The organism is Nonomuraea sp. NPDC050153 (assembly GCF_044460125.1).
In the GTDB taxonomy this organism is placed as follows: Bacteria; Actinomycetota; Actinomycetes; order Streptosporangiales; family Streptosporangiaceae; genus Nonomuraea.
The window spans coordinates 589,739-607,781 of record NZ_JBITJQ010000002.1; the positions used below are offsets into that span (position 1 = coordinate 589,739).

Sequence of the window (18,043 nt, forward strand, 5' to 3'; positions counted from 1 at the left end):
GGCGCGAGGCAATATGTGCTGGTGAGCTCGCTAGACCAGTTCAGCCAGGTGACCAGGCAATGGTTCGCCGGGGCCTTCCAAGCTCCTACGGCCGCCCAGGAGGGGGCGTGGGAGTCGATCTCGCGCGGCGACAACACCCTGGTCGTCGCTCCCACCGGGTCGGGCAAGACGCTGGCGGCGTTCCTCTGGTCGCTCGACAGGCTGGCGTTCGAGAAGACCGCACCCGCCGCGCCTGAGGCCGAGCCCGCCGCATCCGAGGCCGCACCCGCCGAGCACGCGCCCACCGCAACCGCGCCCACCGCAACCGGACCCGCCGCACCTGGACCCGCCGTGCCCAAGCGCGCTTCCGGGAGCAAGGGCGCCCCCAAGGGGACGCGGGTGCTCTACGTGTCGCCGCTCAAGGCCCTGGCCGTGGACGTCGAGCGCAACCTGCGCGCGCCGCTGGCCGGTCTCAAGCAGACGGCGCGTCGGCTCGGACTGCCGGTGCCGGAGATCTCGGTGGCGATCCGCTCGGGCGACACCCCCTCGGAGGATCGCAGGCGCTACGCCGCCAAGCCGTCCGACATCCTGATCACGACGCCCGAGTCGCTGTTCCTGCTGCTCACCAGCCAGGCGCGCGAGGCGCTGCGCGGCGTGGAGACGGTGATCGTGGACGAGGTCCACGCGGTCGCGGCCACCAAGCGCGGCGCCCATCTGGCGCTCAGCCTGGAGCGGCTCGACGCGCTGCTCGACAAGCCGGCGCAGCGGATCGGGCTGTCGGCGACGGTGCGGCCGGTGAGCGAGGTGGCGGCGTTCCTGGGCGGCGCGCGGCCGGCCACGGTCGTGCAGCCGCCGTCGGAGAAGCGGATCGAGGTCGAGGTCGTCGTCCCCGTCGAGGACATGACGGAGATGGAGGGCCGGCCGCGGCAGGAGGGGGCGGAGGAGTTCGCCCCCGAGCCGGGCAACCGGTCGATCTGGCCCCATGTGGAGGACCGGCTGTTCGACCTGATCGGGGCGCACAGCTCGACGATCGTCTTCGCCAACTCGCGGCGGCTGGCCGAGCGGCTGTGCACCCGCCTCAACGAGCTCGCGTACGAGCGGGAGAGCGGCGGCGCCGAGGCCGTCGACCTCTCCATCTGGGAGACGGGGCCGGCCGCCGACCCGGTCCGGGAGACCCCCCGACCGCCCCAGCGGATGCCGGCCGACATGATGGCGCAGGCCGGGGCCGCCAAGGGCGTCGTGACCGAGATCGTGCGCGCGCACCACGGTTCGGTCTCCAAGGAGGAGCGGGCGCAGATCGAGGAGGCGCTCAAGTCGGGCCGGCTGCCCGCCGTGGTCGCCACCTCCAGCCTGGAGCTGGGCATCGACATGGGCGCGGTCGACCTGGTCGCGTGCGTGGAGGCGCCGCCGAGCGTGGCCAGCGGGCTGCAGCGCATCGGTCGGGCCGGCCACCAGGTCGGCGCGGTGTCCAAGGGCGTGATCTTCCCGAAATATCGGGGCGACCTGGTGCAGACGACCGTGGTGGCCGAGCGGATGAAGAGCGGCCAGATCGAGGAGCTGCGCTATCCGCGTAACCCGCTCGACGTGCTGGCGCAGCAGATCGTGGCGATGACCGCGCTCGACGAGTGGACGGTCGACGAGCTGGAGTCCGTGGTCAAGCGGGCCGCCCCCTACGCCACGCTGCCCAGGACCGCCCTGGAGGCCACGCTCGACATGCTGGCCGGGCGCTATCCGAGCGAGGAGTTCGCCGAGCTGCGGCCGCGCGTGGTGTGGGACCGGGTCACCGGCACCCTCCAGGGCCGTCCGGGCGCGCAGCGGCTGGCGGTCACCAACGGCGGCACGATCCCCGACCGCGGCCTGTTCGGCGTCTTCCTGGTGGGCGAGAAGGCCTCCCGGGTGGGCGAACTGGACGAGGAGATGGTCTACGAGTCGCGGGTGGGCGACGTGTTCGTGCTGGGCGCGACGTCCTGGCGGATCGAGGACATCACGGCCGACCGGGTGCTGGTCTCGCCCGCGCCGGGTCAGCCGGGCAAGCTGCCGTTCTGGCACGGCGACACCCCCGGGCGGCCGGCCGAGCTGGGCCGGGCGATCGGGCAGTTCCTGCGCGAGCAGGCCAAAGACGGCTCGACGGAGCGCATGCGGGAGGCGGGGCTCGACGAGTTCGCCTCGGGAAACCTGCTGGCCTACCTCCACGAGCAGCGCGAGGCCACCGGCTACGTCCCCGACGACCGCACCCTGCTCGTAGAGCGTTTCCACGACGAGCTCGGCGACTGGCGCGTGGTCATCCACTCCCCCTACGGCGCGCGGGTGCACGCCCCGTGGGCGCTGGCGATCAACCGGCGCCTGCGCGAGCGCTACGGCATCGACGTGCAGGCCGTCCACTCCGACGACGGCATCGTGCTGCGCATCCCCGACACGCTGGCCGAGCCGCCGACCGACGTGGCCGCGTTCGACGCCGAGGAGATCGAGCAGATCGTCACCGAGGAGCTGGGCGGGTCGGCCATGTTCGCCTCCCGGTTCAGGGAGTGCGCGGGGCGGGCGCTGCTGCTGCCGCGCCGCACGCCGGGCAAGCGCAGCCCCCTGTGGCAGCAGCGGCAGCGCGCCGCCCACCTGCTGGGCGTGGCCTCGCAGTACGCCTCGTTCCCGATCGTGCTGGAGACGATGCGCGAGTGCCTGCAGGACGTCTTCGACGTGCCGGGGCTCGTCCAGCTCATGCGCGACATCGCCGCGCGCCGGGTGCGGCTGGTGGAGGTGGAGACCTCGCAGGCCTCGCCGTTCGCGGCGTCGCTGCTGTTCCACTACGTGGGCGCGTTCATGTACGAGGGCGACGCGCCCCTGGCCGAGCGGCGCGCCCAGGCGCTGGCGCTGGACACCACGCTGCTGGCCGAGCTGCTGGGCCAGGCCGACCTGCGCGAGCTGCTCGACCCCGACGTGATCTCCGACACCGAGCGCGAGCTGGCCAGGCTCGACCGGCCGCTGCGCGATCTGGAGGACCTCGCCGACCTGCTGCGCTCCCACGGGCCGCTGCTCGCGCCCGACGTGAGCGTGCGCGGCGGCGACCCGGCCTGGCTGGCGGAGCTCGAACGCTCGCGGCGGGCCATCCGGGTGCGCATCGCCGGCGAGGAGCAGTGGGCGGCGATCGAGGACGCGGCCCGCGTACGTGACGCGCTGGGCGCGCCGCTGCCGGTCGGGGTGCCCCACGCGTTCCTGGAGCCGGTGCCCGATCCGCTGGCCGACCTGGTGGCGCGGCACGCCCGCACGCGCGGGCCGTTCCACGCGGGCTCGGCGGCGGCCCGGTTCGGGCTGGGCGTGGCCGTGGTGACGGACGCGCTGCGCCGGCTGGCCGCCTCCGGGCGGGTCGTGAACGGGGAGTTCCGGCCCGGCGGGCGGGGCGAGGAGTGGTGCGACGCCGGGGTGCTCCGGATGCTGCGCCGCAGGTCGCTGGCCCGGCTGCGCAAGGAGGTGGAGCCGGTCGCGCCGGAGACCCTGGCCCGCTTCCTGCCCGCCTGGCACGGCATCACCGGTTCGGGGGCCGCGGGGGCGGCCGGGGGCCGGGGCGCGAGCGAGGCGGCCCGGGCCATGGACGCGCTGGTCCGCTCGATCGAGCAGCTCCAGGGGGCCGCCGTGCCCGCGTCCGCGCTGGAGACGCTGGTGCTGCCCGCGCGGGTGCCCGGCTACCATCCGGCGCTGCTCGACGAGCTGACCTCCTCGGGCGAGGTGACGTGGGCGGGGCAGGGCTCGCTGCCCGGCGGTGACGGGTGGGTGTCGCTCTACTTCGCCGACACCGCGCCGCTGCTGCTGCCCGAGCCTGCCGAGATCACCATGACCCCGCTGCACGAGCGCGTGCTGGAGCTGCTGGGCGGGGGCGGCGCGCTGTTCTTCCGCGGCATCTCCGACCAGCTCGGCTCCCTGGACGACGCGACCCTGGCGGCGGCGCTGTGGGATCTGGTGTGGGCGGGGCGGATCTCCGGCGACACGCTGGCGCCGCTGCGGGCCGCGCTCGGCACCGGCCGTCCCGCGCACCGGCCCGCGACCACGCGGCGCCGCCGGGCCGTGCTGCCGAGCAGGAGCGGGCCGCCCACGGTGGGCGGCCGGTGGTGGTTGCTGCCCGCGCCCGCCGCCGACGCCACTCAGCGGGCGCACGCGCAGGCCGAGGTGCTGCTGGAACGGCACGGCGTGGTGACCCGGGGCGCGGTGACGTCGGAGCGGCTCCCCGGGGGATTTACGCCCATTTATCAGGTCTTGCGGGCGTACGAGGAGGGCGGGCGCTGCCGCCGGGGCTACTTCGTCGAGGGCCTCGGAGGCGCGCAGTTCGCCCTGCCGGGCGCGGTCGACCGCATGCGCGCCATGGCGCCGGGCCTCGCCCCGAGCGGCGCTCCGGGCCGGGGTCCAGGCGGCGGTCCGGGCCATGGTCCAAGTGGCGGTCCGGGTGGCGGTCCGGAGCCGGGGTCCGGGCGGCGGGCCGTGGTGCTGGCCGCCGCCGACCCGGCCAGCCCGTACGGCGCCGCGCTCCCCTGGCCGCAGCACCCCGGCGAGCTCGGGCACAAGCCCGGCCGGAAGGCCGGTTCGCTGGTCGTGCTCGTGGACGGCCACCTGGTGCTCTACGTCGAACGGGGCGGCAAGACGGTGCTGTCGTTCGCCGACGACGACCGGCTGCAGCCCGCCGTCGACGCGCTCGCGCTGGCGGTGCGGGACGGGGCGCTCGGGAAGCTGACCGTCGAGCGGGCCGACGGCGCCGCCATCGTCGAGTCGCCGCTGGCGGCCGCCCTGGAGGCGGCCGGCTTCCATCCCACCCCTCGCGGCCTGCGGCTACGCGCCTGAGCGATGGCGGGCTCGGCCTGGTGCGGCCCCTTGGTGGTGACGGTGCCGCCCGGCGGACGGGAGGAGGCGGTGCCGCGAACGTGGGATGGGACCTCGCTGTATACGATTGTCGCCTCATGACTGATTTGACGCTGGGCGCGGCCCATCAGACCTTGCGCGACGAGGTCACCCACGAGCTGCGGCGACGCATACTCTCCGGCGAGCTCGCCCAGGGTGCGCGGCTGGTCGAGGACCGGCTGGCCGCTCTGCTCGGCGTCTCGCGCAACCCCGTGCGCGAGTCCATCCGGGTGCTGGCCGCCGAAGGGTTCGTCGAGGTCGTGCCCCGGCTCGGCGCCACCGTCGCACGGCTGTCGGCGGCGGAGGGCGAGGAGCTCTTCGACGTGCGCATGGCGGTCGAGGGCCTGGCGGCGCGGCTGGCCGCGCGCAAGCGCACCCCCGAGTCGGCCGAGCGGCTGCGGCGGGTGCTGGAGCAGGCCAAGGAGGCCGTGGAGAACGGGCGCCTGGAGGAGGTGGCCGATCTCAACACCGCCTTCCACCTGGCCGTGGGCGAGGCGGCGGGCAACTCCTACCTCAGCCTGATGATGAAGCCCATGCTCCTGCGGGCGCAGTGGGTCTTCAGTCAGACCGCCGCCGCCCGCGGCCCGCACTCCTGGAGCGAGCACCTGAGCCTGTGCGAGGCCATCGCGGCGGGCGACGAGGACGAGGCGCAGGCCAGGGCGATCGCGCACGTCGCCGCGGCTCGGCGGTCGTTCCTGACGGCGGTCCGCAGGACAAATACCCCGAACGATTAGAAAACACTCAGATAACAACACGGGGTCATGAAACACCAGTGAAATGTCAGGTCTTGTATACAGTCTCCTAAACGTTTCAACGGAGGCCCCATGAGACCGTCCCCCAGGCTCGTCGCGGCGCTCGCCGTTCTCCCCCTTGCCCTGGCAGCTTGCGGCGGAGGCGGGTCGAGCGGCACCCCCGCGGCCCCTCCTTCCATAGCCGACGCCTCGGCCGACAATCGGCCGGTCAAGGCGGGCGGCACGCTCAACGTGGCGCTCAGCGCCGACCCCGACGCGCTCGACCCGAGCATCTCGACCACACTGGTGGGCCGTGAGGTGTTCGCGAACATGTGCGAGAAGCTCTTCGACATCGACGCTCAGTCGAACCTGGTCCCGCAGCTCGCCACCGCCCTGCCCGAGGTCTCCGACGACGGCAAGGAGGTGACGATCAAGCTGCGCGAGGGCGTGAAGTTCAACGACGGCACGGCGTTCGACGCCGAGGCGGTCAAGAAGTCGCTGGACCGGCACCGCACCTGGGAGAAGTCCGCGCGCCAGGCCGACCTGGCGGCGGTGTCCAAGGTCGCCGTGGTCGACCCCACGACGGTCAAGCTCACGCTGACGCGGGCGTTCACGCCGCTGACCGCGCAGCTCGCCGACCGCGCCGGCATGATCATGTCGCCCAAGGCCCTGGACGCGGGCAATGACAACTTCGGCGCGAGCCCGGTCTGCGTCGGGCCGTTCAAGTTCGCCAGTCGCACGTCCGGCAGCCAGATCGCGCTGGAGAAGGCGCCCGACTACTACGACGCCGCCAAGGTCAAGCTCGACAAGCTCGTATACAAAATCATCGTGGACCCGAACGTACGGGCCGCGAACCTGAAGTCCGGCGACGTCCAGGTGGGCGACAACCTCGCCACCACCACGGTCAAGGGCGTCCAGAGCGACCCGAACCTCAAGGTCGTGTCCGGCGGCGGCCTCGGCTACTACGGCATCACGATCAACACCGGCAACGCCAACGGCTCCACCGAGAAGCCCGGCGCGGTCGACACCGCGCTGGCCAAGAGCCCGCAGCTGCGCGAGGCGTTCGAGCTGGCCCTCGACCGCGACGTGATCAACAAGACCGTCTACAACGGCCTTCACGAGGTGGACTGCTTCCCCGTGCCGCTGGACAGCCCCTTCCGCGCCCAGGACCTGCAGTGCCCGAAGCGCGACCTGGCCAAGGCCAAGCAGCTGGTGCAGGCGTCCGGCGCGCAGACGCCGATCCCGGTCACGCTCACCAGCCCGAACGACGCCACCAACGTGCGCCTGGCCCAGGTCATCCAGCAGATGACCAAGGAGGCGGGCTTCAGCGTGAGCGTGCAGACCGCCGAGTTCGTCAGCACGCTTGAGCAGGGCAAGTCCGGCAAGTTCGACGTCCTGCTCAACGGCTGGTCGGGCCGCGTGGACCTGGACGGCAACCTCACGAACCTCATCACCAGCCGCGGCAGCAACAACTACAGCGGCATGTCCGACCCGGGCATCGACGACCCGATCAAGCAGGCCGCCGCCGAGTCGGACCCGGCCAAGCGGGCCGAGCTCTACGCGGGCGCCATGAAGAAGGCCGCCGAGGTGCGCGGCGTCCTGTACCTGTACCACAACAAGTACTACCTGGGCATGAGCAAGAACGTCGCCGGCGTCCAGTACTTCAAGGACGGCCTGCCGCGCTTCGTGACCGCCGGGTTCACCGCGTAATGCTCTGGTTCATCCTCCGGCGCTGCGGGTCGGCGGTGATCGTGTTGTTCCTGGCCAGCGTCCTGATCTTCCTCGGGATCAGGGCGCTGCCCGGAGACCCGGCCACGGTCATGGCGGGCGAGGAGGCCTCGCCCGCCGTGGTCGAGGCCATCCGGCACGACTTCGGCCTGGACAAGCCGCTGCCCGCCCAGTACCTCGACTACGTCGGCCAGACCCTGTCCGGCAACCTCGGCCGCTCCACGCAGGACCAGCTACCGGTGATCGACATCATCGCCGAGCGGCTGCCGGTGACGCTGGAGCTGTCGGCCCTGGCCATGCTGGTCGCGATCGTCGTCGGCGTGGGCGCGGGCATCGTCGCGGCAGTCAGGCGCGGCCGGCCGGCCGACTACCTGGCCACCGGGTTCGGCCTGGCCGGGCTGTCGGTGCCGCACTTCTGGCTCGGCCTGCTCGGCATCCTGCTGTTCGCGGTCACCTGGCGGGTCCTGCCCGCCTCCGGGTACGTCCCCTTCACCCAGGACCCCGGCCAGAACCTCCAGCGCATGATCCTGCCCGCCCTCGTGCTCGGCACCGGCTTCGCCGCCATCCTCATGCGGCAGACCCGCTCGGCCATGCTGGGCGCGCTGTCGGCCGACTATGTCAGGACCGCCAGGTCGAAGGGCCTGTCCGAGGTCAAGGTCGTGGGCGCGCACGCGCTGCGCAACAGCCTGACGACCGTGGTCACGGTGCTCGGCCTCCAGCTCGGCGCGCTGATCAGCGGCGCGGTGGTGACCGAGCAGATCTTCGTGATCCCCGGTTTCGGCAAGCTGACCGTGGACGCCGTGCTGACCAGGAACTACCCCGTCATCCAGGCCGTCGTGCTGATCACGGTCATCGGGTACGTGCTGGTCAACCTGCTGGTCGACATCGCGTACGCGTTCCTCAACCCCCGGATCAGGCTGGCGGGGGGCGGCCATGACTGAGGTGGCCGTGCCCCGCGGGGGCAGGATGTGGCGGCGCTTCAGAAGGCGCCCGATGCCGATGGCCGGGCTGGTGCTGGTGGCCGCGTTCGTGCTGCTGGCGCTGATCGGGCCGCTGGTGACCGGCGACCCCGCCGCGCAGGACTACCTGGCCACGCTCGCTCCCCCGTCGGCCGCGCATCCGATGGGCACCGACGACCTGGGCCGCGACGCGTTCGCCAGGATCGCGCACGGCGCGCAGGTGTCGCTGCAGGCCGGGGTGCTCTCCACGCTGCTGGCGATGGTCGTGGGCATCCCGATCGGCCTGGTCGCCGGGTTCTACCGGCGCTGGCTCGACCCGGTCGTGATGCGGCTGGTGGACGTGACGCTGGCGTTCCCGTTCCTGGTGTTCGCGGTGGGCCTGGCGGCGATCATCGGGCCGTCGCTGAAGGGCGTGGTGTTCGCGCTGGGCTTCTCGCAGCTGCCCGCCGTCATCAGGATCACCCGGGGCGAGGTGCTGGCGATCAGGGAGATGGACTACGTGGCCGCGGCGGTCGCCGACGGCGCGGGCGACGGGCACCTCATCTTCCGTTACGTGCTCCCGAACTGCCTCAGCCCGCTCATCGTGCAGGCCACCGTGGCGATCCCGGGAGCGATCATCGGCGAGGCCACGCTGTCGTTCCTGGGGCTGGGCGTGCAGCCGCCCACGCCCTCGTGGGGCGTGATGCTGACGACCGCGCAGCAGTATCTGAGCGACGCGCCCTGGCTGGCCGTCTGGCCCGGGATCATGATCGCGCTGGCCACGCTCGGCTTCAACCTGCTGGGCGACGGGCTGCGCGACGTCCTGGACCCGAGGAGCGGCCGATGAGCCTGCTGGAGATCACCGACCTGAGGGTCGGCTTCGACACCGAGGACGGCCTGGTGCAGGCGGTCAGGGACATCTCGCTCACGCTGGACGAGGGCGAGATCCTGGCGCTGTGCGGCGAGTCCGGCTGCGGCAAGTCGGTCACCGCGATGTCGGTGCCCAGGCTGCTGCCGCCCGACACGACCAGGCTGTCCGGCTCGGTCAGGCTGGACGGCCGCGAGCTCACCACGCTCCCCGAGGCGGACCTGCGGCACGTACGCGGCAAGGACGTCTCGGTCGTCTTCCAGGAGCCGATGACCTCGCTGAACCCGTCGTTCACCGTCGGATACCAGATCACCGAGGTGCTGCGCAGGCACGAGCGCCTCGCGCGCCAGGCCGCGAACAGCCGCGCCGTCGAGCTGCTGGAGCTGGTCGGCATCCCGGCGCCCCAGCGCCGCATGAAGGAGTACCCGCACCAGCTGTCCGGCGGCATGCGCCAGCGCGTGATGATCGCGATCGCGGTGGCCTGCTCGCCCCGGGTGCTGATCGCCGACGAGCCCACCACGGCGCTCGACGTGACGATCCAGGCGGGCGTGCTGGACGTCTTCCGCGACCTGCGCGACCGGCTGGGCACGGCGATCATCCTCATCACGCACGACCTGGGCGTGGTGGCCGACATCGCCGACCGGGCCGTGGTCATGTACGCCGGCCGCGCCGTCGAGCAGGCCCCGGTGACCGAGTTGTTCGCGAATCCGCGGCACCCGTACACGGTGGGGCTGATGAACGCGCTCCCGTCGGCGGCGGTCGACGGCCGCCTGGCGGAGATCCCCGGCATGGTGCCCTCGCCGCTGTCGGACCCCGACGAGTGCGCGTTCCAGGCCCGCTGCCCGCGTGCCCAGGACGACTGCCGCGCGGCCAGACCCCCGCTCGAACGGCACGCGGACGGCCATCTGGCGGCCTGTTTCCACCCGGGAGGCAAGCAGTGATCCTGCGGATCGACAACCTCGTCAAGCACTACGGCCAGGTGCGCGCCGTGGACGGCCTGTCGCTGGAGATCGGCCAGGGCGAGGTGCTCGGCCTGGTCGGCGAGTCGGGCAGCGGCAAGTCCACGGTCGGCAAGTGCGTGCTGCGCCTGACCGAGCCCACCTCGGGGGCCATCGAGCTGAACGGCAGCGACATCACCCACCTGTCGCGCCGGGCCATGCGCCCGCTGCGCAGGGACGTCCACATGGTCTTCCAGGACCCCTACTCCTCGCTCAACCCGCGTTTCACGATCGGGCAGATCGTCGCCGAGCCGCTGCTGCGGCACAAGGTGGCCGACCGGCGTGAGGTCTCCGGGCGCGTGTCCGCCATGCTGGAGAAGGTGGGGCTGCGGCAGGAGATGCGTTCCCGGTTCCCGCACGAGCTGTCCGGCGGGCAGCGGCAGCGGGTCGGGCTGGCCAGGGCATTGATCCTGGAGCCCAAGCTGGTCGTGGCGGACGAGCCGGTGTCGGCGCTGGACGTGTCGGTGCAGGCGTCGGTGCTCAACCTGATCACCGACCTGCAGCGGGACATGGGATTCTCGTGCCTGTTCATCACGCACGACCTGTCGGTGGTGGAGTTCCTGGCCGACCGGATCGCCGTCATGTACCTGGGCAAGATCGTCGAGTCTGGTCCGACGGCCGAGATCTTCGCCGCGCCGCGGCACCCGTACACGCAGGCCCTGCTGTCGGCGGCGCCGGTGGCCGACCCGGTCCGGCAGCGGGAGCGGCGCAGGATCGTGCTCGGCGGGGACGTCCCCAGCCCGATCGACCCGCCCTCCGGGTGCCGATTCCACACGCGGTGCCCGCTGGCGTACGACGCCTGCCGCACCGACGAGCCGCCCTTGACCGATCCACGTGGGAACGGCCATCCGGCCGCGTGCCACCTGGTCACGGTGGACCGCGTCCCCGACGCGGCCGCCCATCACTAGAAGGAGAGATCTTGTTCACCACCAGGCCCGAGCTGACGGGCGACTTCGGCATGGTCGCCAGCACGCACTGGCTGGCCTCGGCCACCGGCATGGGCGTACTGGAACGCGGCGGGAACGCCTTCGACGCGGCGGTGGCCGCCGGGTTCGTGCTCCAGGTCGCCGAGCCGCACCTGAACGGCCCCGGCGGCGAGGTGCCGATCCTGCTGTGGAGCGAGGACGAGCAGCAGGTGTCCGTGGTGTGCGGGCAGGGCGTGGCCCCGGCCGCCGCCACCATCGAGCGTTTCACCGAGCTGGGCCTGGACATCGTGCCCGGCACGGGGCTGCTGGCGGCCACCGTGCCGGGGGCGTTCGGCGGCTGGATGCTCATGCTGGAGCGCTGGGGCACCTGGTCGCTGGCCGACGTGCTGGCGCCCGCGATCCACTACGCCGAGCATGGGGTGCCGGTGCTGGAGCGCATCGCGGCCACGATCGAGTCCGTCCAGGGACTGTTCACCGACGACTGGCCGACGTCGGCGGCGACCTGGCTGCCCGGCGGGAACGTTCCCCCCGCCGGGTCGAAGCTGGCCAACCCGGTGCTGGCCGCCACCTACCGGCGGGTGGTCGCCGAGGCCGAGGCCGCGTCGAGCACCCGCGAGGGACAGCTGGCCGCCGCCCGCCGCGCCTGGTACGAGGGGTTCGTGGCCGAGGCGGTCACCGAGTTCTGCGCCAAGACGGCCTGGCGGGACAGCAGCGGTACGGCGCACGGCGGGCTGCTCACCGGCGACGACCTGGCCGGATGGTCCGCCTCGGTCGAGGCGCCGCTCACCTTCGACTACCACGGCCACACCGTCTGCAAGACGCGGCCGTGGGGGCAGGGGCCGGTGTTCCTGCAGCAGCTCGCCCTGCTGCGGGGCTTCGACCTGGACGGGACGGACTTCCTCGGCGCCGACTACGTGCACACGGTGACGGAGGCCGCCAAGCTCGCCTTCGCCGACCGCGAGGCCTGGTACGGCGACACCGACGTGCCCGTGTCCGACCTGCTCAGCGAGACCTACAACGCCGAGCGGCGCAAGCTCGTCGGCGCCGAGGCCAGCTTCGAGCTGCGGCCCGGCTCCCCGGGCGGCCGCGCGCCCAGGCTGCCCGACTACCCCGCGCCCGGCACGGCCGGCGACGCCCCCGGCGTCTCCGGCGCGCGCTCCCCGCAGGGCGTCGGCGAGCCGACCGTGGCCCGCGACGGCTCGGTGAAGGGTGACACCTGCCACCTCGACGTCGTCGACCGGGACGGCAACATGGTCTCCGCCACCCCCAGCGGCGGCTGGCTGCAGAGCTCCCCCACGATCCCTGAGCTGGGCTTCTGCCTGGGCACCAGGGCGCAGATGTTCTGGCTGCAGGAAGGGCTGCCCGCCTCGCTGCGCCCGGGTACGCGTCCGCGCACCACGCTGACGCCGTCGTTCGCGCTCAGGGACGGCAGGCCGTGGCTGGCGTTCGGCACTCCGGGCGGCGACCAGCAGGACCAGTGGAGCCTGAACTTCTTCCTCGCGGTCGTCCACGGCGGGCTGAACCTGCAGGAGGCCATCGACGCACCCATGTTCCACTCCGAGCACTTCCCCAGCTCGTTCTTCCCGCGCGGCTCCCGCCCCGGCGTGCTGCACGTCGAGGACCGCGTGGACGCGGGCGTGATAGCGGAGCTACGGCGGCGCGGGCACGAGGTCGAGGTGCAGGGCCCGTGGACGCTCGGCAGGCTCAGCGCCGTCGCCCGGGACGGCGGGTTCCTCAAAGCCGCGGCCAACCCGCGCGGCGCACAGGGCTACGCAGTCGGCCGATGACGGATCTGCTCTTCATGCTGGGCGCCGGCCTGCTGGCCGGCGTGGTGAACGCGCTGGCGGGCGGCGGGACGCTCATCTCGTTCCCCGCGCTGCTGGCGCTGGGTTATCCGAGTCTGACCGCGTCCGTGACCAACGCGGTGGCGCTGTGGCCCGGCTACCTGGGCGGCGTGCTCGGCTACCGGGCCGAGCTGCGCGGCCAGCGGCGCCGGGCCGCGGCGCTGTCGATCACGACCGTGCTGGGCGCGGGCGTGGGCAGTGCGCTGCTGCTGCTCACGCCCGGCCGGCTGTTCGAGTCGCTGGTGCCGTGGCTGGTGGCCTTCGCCAGCCTGGCGCTGCTGGCCCAGCCGTGGCTGCGCAAGCTCTTCGGCGGTGAGGCCGACGGGCCGCCCAGCAAGATGGTGTACGCCGGGGTCTTCCTGGGCGGCTGTTACGGCGCCTACTTCAACGGAGGCATGGGCGTACTGCTCCTGACGGTGCTCGGCATGTTCCTGCACGACAACCTGCATCGCGTGAACGCCGTGCGGGCCACGCTCGCGCTGGTGATCAGCACGGTGTCGGTCGTGGCGTTCTCCCTGTTCGGTCCCGTGCAGTGGCAGGCCGTGGCGGTGATCGCGCCGGCCAGCCTGGCCGGCGGGTTCCTGGGCACGCGCCTGGCCAAGCTCATGTCGGCCAAGGTTCTGCGCGGCGTCGTTGTCGCGTTCGGCCTGGGCGTGGCCGTGGCGCTCGCCCTGCGTTGAGCCATGCGTCGGGCGGCCCGGCTACGCGACGGTGGCCTCGATGAGGTCGTCCACCACGTCGGCCAGGTCGTTGCCCCTGGCATGGACCCGGCGCTGGCGCATGGCTCCCGAGCCCTTGCTCAGCAGCCGGTCCAGCCCCTCCTGGACGAACGTCAGGTCGCCGGCCTCCGCCAGCGCCGGGCGTACGTGCTCCAGGAGGCGGCCCGCCATCACCGGCGCGGGCACGAGGGTGCCGTGCCGCACGTCCATGCTGTCGCCCATCAGGCCGTAGCGGGCCGCGCGCCAGTAGGCGGCGCGCAGCACCTCGGCCGGGATCGGCAACCCACGGTCACCCCGCTCCACCGCGGCCAGCGCGGTCACGACCAGCGCGCGGATGAGCCCGATCAGGGTGAGACTGTCGCTCACGTCGAGCGGCACGTCGGCCACCCTGATCTCGACCGTGGGCAGCCGGGACGACGGCCGGGCGTCCCAGTAGACCGTCTTGGCGTCGAGCAGCACGCCCGAGTCCGTCAGCGCGCGCACCGCCAGCTCGTAGTCGCCGAACGACGGGAAGTACGGCGGCGCGCCGGACACCGGCCAGCGGCCCCAGCTGATCACCCGCCAGGACGCGTAGCCGGTGTCGCGGCCCACGAAGAACGGCGAGTTGGCGGCCAGCGCGATCAGCGTGGGCAGCCAGGGACGCAGGTGGTTGCCGACGTAGACGGCGTGCTCCTCGTCGGGCACGTCCACGTGCACGTGCAGGGCGCAGATGCTGATCTCGTCGTGAAGCGCTCGATAGAGCGTCCTCCCTTCGTGATATCGATCGTCGTCGGCGAGCGGCGGCAGCATGACGTTCCCCAGCACGGGGATGCCGCTCGCGACGACGGCCAGTCCGCACGAACGGGCGGCGGACGCCACCTCCTGCCGCGCGGAACGCAGTTGCGAGCCGAGCTCGCTGAGGTCGGCGGAGGGCGGCGTGCGCGCCTCCACCTGGAACCTGGTGATTTCTTGCACCACGTCGAGCACATCCGTCGCCGCGGCCAGGACATCGGCCGCTCGGGGAGCCACGTGGCGGGTGCGGGGATCGACTACGAGGTATTCCTCTTCGATCCCGATCAACGGAACCATGCCCACACCTCGCTGGGAGTCCAAAACCCTCCGACTGAAGGTTGTGCCCTGCGCGCGCCCCGGGGAAAACCCCTCAAGCAAACGGTTGCTTAGATGGGCCCGTAGTGGGCGTGGGGAAATCCCGTGGACATGGCCCAGTAGCGGTCGCCGTACGACCAGTGCCACCACTCGGTGGGGTAGTTGACCAGGCCGACGGGCTCCAGGGCGGCGGCGAGGAGCTTGCGGTGGGAGCGGGCGTCGGCGGAGATATTGGGCGCGCCCGTATAGCAGGCGCCGTCGCTCTGCTCCGGGTTGTCGTTGACCTGGGTCCCCATGTCGTGCTCGACGCCGTCGGGGTCGCACAGGGTCAGGTCCACGGCCGCGCCGGCGGTGTGGGGTGCGACTTCAACCGGGGACACATACCGACTCGCCGCGATATATGACTCGTCGGGGGAGATTTCGGGGAATGTGGTGTGGAGCTCCGCACGGTACGTGTCGAAGATCTGCCGCTGGGTGGCGATGGGCCGGTAGCCCTCGACGACGAGCAGGTGGAACCCGTCGGGCAGCGAGCGCTCAGCCCGCTCCAGCCGGTCGAGCAGGCCGGAGCGCAGGTGCGCGTACGCGCCCTCGTCGTCCGCCAGCCGCGTGTCCAAGCGCAGCCGCCCGCGCACGTCGGCCAGCGGTTCGCCGCATTCCCGCACGGGGATCGCGGTCACCCGGGGGTCGGAGATGAGCACGACATCGTCAGGGGACTGCCACATGAGCAGAAATTCTCACACAGTATCGGAGAAGACCTGCTCCCGGGCCTGCTCCAGGGCGGCCACCAGAGCCCCGCGCAGCACGGGGTTGCCCGCCACCCGAGTCGTCACCACGGTGGGCCGGCTGGGGCAGATGCGGGCCACCGCCTCCTGCACCTTGGCGGCCAGCCGCGCGCCGCCCGCGCGGCCGACGTCGCCGCTGAGCACGATCAGCCCGGGGTCGAGCACGACGGTCACCGCCGCCGCGCCCACGGCCAGCCGCCCGGCCACCTCGTCCAGGTAGCCCTCGTCGCCGCCGCGCACCAGGTCGGGCACCGTCCTGCCGGCCACGCCGTGCCGGTCGGCCAGGCCGCGCAGCGCGTCGTGGCCCACCAGGCGCTGGAACGAGCCCGACTGCGGCTTCGAGACGTCCGTCGGCAGCGGCTCGCCGGGGACCGGCAGCCAGCCGATCTCGCCCGCTCCCCCGCTGATGCCCCGGTGCAGCCTGCCGCCCAGCATGACGCCGAGGCCCTGGCCGACACCGGCCCAGATCACCACGAAGTCGTCGTGGCCGACGGCGGCGCCGTACTTGTGCTCGGCGAGCGCGACCAGGTTGACGTCGTTCTCGATGGTGACGGACGCGCCCAGCGTCTCGCGCAGGCTGGCCAGCACGCCGACGTGCCAGGCCGGCAGGTCGTACGACCAGCGCACGTCGCCCGTGTCCGGGTCGACCACGCCCCTGGTGCCGATGACGAACGAGCGCAGCCGCGACAGGCTGACGTTCGCCGTGTCGCAGGCGCGCTGCACCGCCTCGTGGACCGCCTTGACCGGGTCGCGGCCGTCGGACGGGTTGAGCGTGATCTCGACGACCACCCTGCCTGTGATGTCCGCCACAGCGACCCTGAGGCTGTCGGGCAGGACTTCGAGGCCGGCGACGTACGCGCTGGAGGGGACGACGGTGTACAGGGCGGCGTGCGGCCCCCTGCCCCCCGCACGCTCCCCCGCGACCTCGACCAGCCCCCGCTCCTCCAGGCGGGCCAGCAGCTGACCTGCGGTTACCTTGGAGAGCCCGGTCCGTTCCCCCAGCTCGGCCCGGGTGAGCGGACCGTCCACCAGGAGGAGCTCGAGTGCCGCGCGATCGTTCAACCTGCGCAGCAGCCGGGGGACTCCCGGGCTTCGACTCATTACCGCACCCCTCTCGTCACGAATGGCTAACGGGCGTTTCTTTTAAGAAAGTTTCTTGTTAGTTTAGCAGCGTTGTTCGACATTGACGATCAGCCTGGTGCGGACCGTGGGCCGGCACCCGGGAAGGGAGAACCCTGTGAGGATCGCGAAGATCACAGCCGCTACGGTCAGCACGGCCGCGCTGGCCCTGGGTCTGGCCGCCTGTGGCTCGAGCGAGACCCCCTCGTCCTCACCCAGCGCCGCCGCACCTGCCAGCAGCGGCCCCAAGTACGCCGGCAAGACGCTGACGTTCTGGCGCCTCGGGGACACCAACCCCGCCGCCCAGAAGTACACCGACGAGCTGGTCGCCGAGTTCGAGAAGGAGACCGGCGCCAAGGTGAACGTCGAGTGGATCCCCTGGCCCCAGGTCAATGACAAGTTCACGGCCGCGGCCGCCGGCGGCACCGGGCCCGACGTGACGGAGATCGGCAACGACCAGGTCCCGCTGTGGCAGAGCCAGGAGGCCCTGGAGCCGATCACCGACATCGTGGCCGCCGGTGACCAGGCCCAGATCCCCAAGAACCTCATGGGGCTGGAGACCATCGACGGCGAGACCTACGCCGTGCCGTGGGGCGGCGGCAGCCGGGCGGTGCTCTACCGCGCCGACTGGTTCAAGGAGCTCAAGATCGAGATCCCCAAGACCTGGGACGAGCTCGTGGCCGCGGCCAAGAAGATCCAGGCCAAGAAGGGCAAGGACGTCGACGGCTTCGCCTTCAACGGCGGCTCCGACGCCAACCACCTGCTCGGCGCCCTCGCCTGGACCGCCGGCGGCGACTACGCCGTCAAGGAGGCCGACAAGTGGGTCGGCAAGCTCACCGACCCCGGCTTCAAGGCGGGCTTCGCGCAGTACACCGGCCTGGTCACCGACGGCCTGTCCGGCAAGTCGCGCCTCAACCAGAACACCACCGAGATCCGCACCAGGATGGCCAACAACAAGGTGGGCATGTACCTCACCGCGTCGTGGGACCTGCCGGGGATCGAGCAGGACAGCAAGGGCAAGCTCAAGGGTGACAAGCTGGCCTTCTTCCCGCTCCCGTCCAAGGACGGCGGCGAGGCGCAGTCGTTCCTCGGCGGCAACGACATCGCCGTGTGGGGCTCCGCGAAGGAGAAGGACGCGGCCAAGGAGTTCGTGAAGCTGGCCTCCAACAAGCAGTGGGGCGTCAAGTACGCCACCGACGGCGGCCTGCTCCCCGTCTACCCCGACGCTCTGGCGGCCCTGTCCAGCGACCCGGCGCAGGCGCCGTTCGCCGCCGCCTTCGCCAAGGCCAAGGCCTTCCCCGCCGACCCGCAGTGGACGGAGGCCAACGAGACCAAGGCGGTGCTGCAGAACGCGGCCCGCAAGGTCATCGAGGGCAAGGCGAGCGCGGATGACGCGCTGGCCGCGGCCAACAAGGAACTCGAAGACATCCTCAACGCCTCCTGAAAC

Annotated in this window: 13 protein-coding genes; 10 read left to right on the forward strand and 3 right to left on the reverse strand. The window is 72.2% G+C overall.

What is annotated here, in order from left to right:
* The first annotated feature begins 21 nt into the window (after positions 1-21).
* The 9 genes from ACIBQ1_RS06960 (at position 22) to ACIBQ1_RS07000 (ending at position 13,570) form a co-directional block, all read left to right on the forward strand.
* On the forward strand, positions 22-4,800 hold the full coding sequence (locus tag ACIBQ1_RS06960; RefSeq protein WP_397275108.1) for an ATP-dependent helicase: 4,779 nt from the start codon (positions 22-24) through the stop codon (positions 4,798-4,800).
* A 116-nt stretch (positions 4,801-4,916) separates the two neighbouring features.
* Positions 4,917-5,591, forward strand: coding sequence for a GntR family transcriptional regulator (locus ACIBQ1_RS06965; RefSeq protein ID WP_397275110.1), 675 nt, complete (start codon positions 4,917-4,919; stop codon positions 5,589-5,591).
* Positions 5,592-5,681: 90 nt separating this feature from the next.
* Positions 5,682-7,298: an ABC transporter substrate-binding protein gene (locus tag ACIBQ1_RS06970; RefSeq protein WP_397275111.1), complete on the forward strand. Its 1,617-nt coding sequence runs from the start codon at positions 5,682-5,684 to the stop codon at positions 7,296-7,298.
* Positions 7,298-8,257, forward strand: a complete 960-nt coding sequence (locus tag ACIBQ1_RS06975; RefSeq protein WP_397275113.1) for an ABC transporter permease — start codon at positions 7,298-7,300, stop codon at positions 8,255-8,257. The genes ACIBQ1_RS06970 and ACIBQ1_RS06975 overlap by 1 nt, the downstream gene beginning before the upstream one ends.
* Positions 8,250-9,101 (forward strand): ABC transporter permease, encoded by an 852-nt coding sequence (locus ACIBQ1_RS06980; RefSeq protein WP_397275115.1) that lies wholly within the window; start codon positions 8,250-8,252, stop codon positions 9,099-9,101. Before ACIBQ1_RS06975 ends, ACIBQ1_RS06980 begins: the two co-directional genes overlap by 8 nt.
* A complete protein-coding gene (locus tag ACIBQ1_RS06985) occupies positions 9,098-10,063 on the forward strand; it encodes an ABC transporter ATP-binding protein (RefSeq protein ID WP_397275117.1) in 966 nt (321 codons plus the stop codon). Before ACIBQ1_RS06980 ends, ACIBQ1_RS06985 begins: the two co-directional genes overlap by 4 nt.
* Entirely contained in the window at positions 10,060-11,028 is a 969-nt protein-coding gene (locus tag ACIBQ1_RS06990) for an ABC transporter ATP-binding protein (protein ID WP_397275118.1), read from the forward strand. The genes ACIBQ1_RS06985 and ACIBQ1_RS06990 overlap by 4 nt, the downstream gene beginning before the upstream one ends.
* An 11-nt stretch (positions 11,029-11,039) precedes the next feature.
* Complete coding sequence (locus tag ACIBQ1_RS06995; RefSeq protein WP_397275120.1) at positions 11,040-12,833, forward strand: gamma-glutamyltransferase family protein; 1,794 nt, start codon at positions 11,040-11,042, stop codon at positions 12,831-12,833.
* Positions 12,830-13,570 (forward strand): sulfite exporter TauE/SafE family protein, encoded by a 741-nt coding sequence (locus tag ACIBQ1_RS07000; RefSeq protein WP_397275121.1) that lies wholly within the window; start codon positions 12,830-12,832, stop codon positions 13,568-13,570. Before ACIBQ1_RS06995 ends, ACIBQ1_RS07000 begins: the two co-directional genes overlap by 4 nt.
* 21 nt (positions 13,571-13,591) lie before the next feature.
* Here ACIBQ1_RS07000 and ACIBQ1_RS07005 read toward each other — a convergent pair whose 3' ends face one another.
* The 3 genes from ACIBQ1_RS07005 to ACIBQ1_RS07015 all read right to left on the reverse strand — a co-directional run bounded on the left by ACIBQ1_RS07005 (position 13,592) and on the right by ACIBQ1_RS07015 (position 16,578).
* The gene (locus ACIBQ1_RS07005) at positions 13,592-14,677 is read right to left on the reverse strand and encodes a glutamate--cysteine ligase (RefSeq protein WP_397275123.1); all 1,086 of its coding nucleotides are present in this window, start codon (positions 14,675-14,677) and stop codon (positions 13,592-13,594) included.
* Positions 14,678-14,766: 89 nt separating this feature from the next.
* Entirely contained in the window at positions 14,767-15,417 is a 651-nt protein-coding gene (locus tag ACIBQ1_RS07010) for a M15 family metallopeptidase (protein ID WP_397275125.1), read from the reverse strand.
* Positions 15,418-15,429: 12 nt separating this feature from the next.
* Positions 15,430-16,578: an ROK family protein gene (locus ACIBQ1_RS07015; protein ID WP_397275126.1), complete on the reverse strand. Its 1,149-nt coding sequence runs from the start codon at positions 16,576-16,578 to the stop codon at positions 15,430-15,432.
* A 136-nt stretch (positions 16,579-16,714) separates the two neighbouring features.
* Between ACIBQ1_RS07015 and ACIBQ1_RS07020 the strand changes: the two genes are divergently transcribed.
* Positions 16,715-18,040, forward strand: coding sequence for an extracellular solute-binding protein (locus ACIBQ1_RS07020; RefSeq protein ID WP_397275128.1), 1,326 nt, complete (start codon positions 16,715-16,717; stop codon positions 18,038-18,040).
* Positions 18,041-18,043 lie beyond the last annotated feature (3 nt).

Bases quoted from the DNA above. Each gene is read 5' to 3' on its own strand.
- ACIBQ1_RS06965 (WP_397275110.1), top strand. From the start codon at position 4,917: ATGACTGATTTGACGCTGGGCGCGGCCCATCAGACCTTGCGCGACGAG.
- ACIBQ1_RS06970 (WP_397275111.1), top strand. From the start codon at position 5,682: ATGAGACCGTCCCCCAGGCTCGTCGCGGCGCTCGCCGTTCTCCCCCTT.
- ACIBQ1_RS06975 (WP_397275113.1), top strand. From the start codon at position 7,298: ATGCTCTGGTTCATCCTCCGGCGCTGCGGGTCGGCGGTGATCGTGTTG.
- ACIBQ1_RS06980 (WP_397275115.1), top strand. From the start codon at position 8,250: ATGACTGAGGTGGCCGTGCCCCGCGGGGGCAGGATGTGGCGGCGCTTC.
- ACIBQ1_RS06985 (WP_397275117.1), top strand. From the start codon at position 9,098: ATGAGCCTGCTGGAGATCACCGACCTGAGGGTCGGCTTCGACACCGAG.
- ACIBQ1_RS07000 (WP_397275121.1), top strand. From the start codon at position 12,830: ATGACGGATCTGCTCTTCATGCTGGGCGCCGGCCTGCTGGCCGGCGTG.
- ACIBQ1_RS07005 (WP_397275123.1), bottom strand. From the start codon at position 14,677: ATGGTTCCGTTGATCGGGATCGAAGAGGAATACCTCGTAGTCGATCCC.
- ACIBQ1_RS07010 (WP_397275125.1), bottom strand. From the start codon at position 15,417: ATGTGGCAGTCCCCTGACGATGTCGTGCTCATCTCCGACCCCCGGGTG.
- ACIBQ1_RS07015 (WP_397275126.1), bottom strand. From the start codon at position 16,578: ATGAGTCGAAGCCCGGGAGTCCCCCGGCTGCTGCGCAGGTTGAACGAT.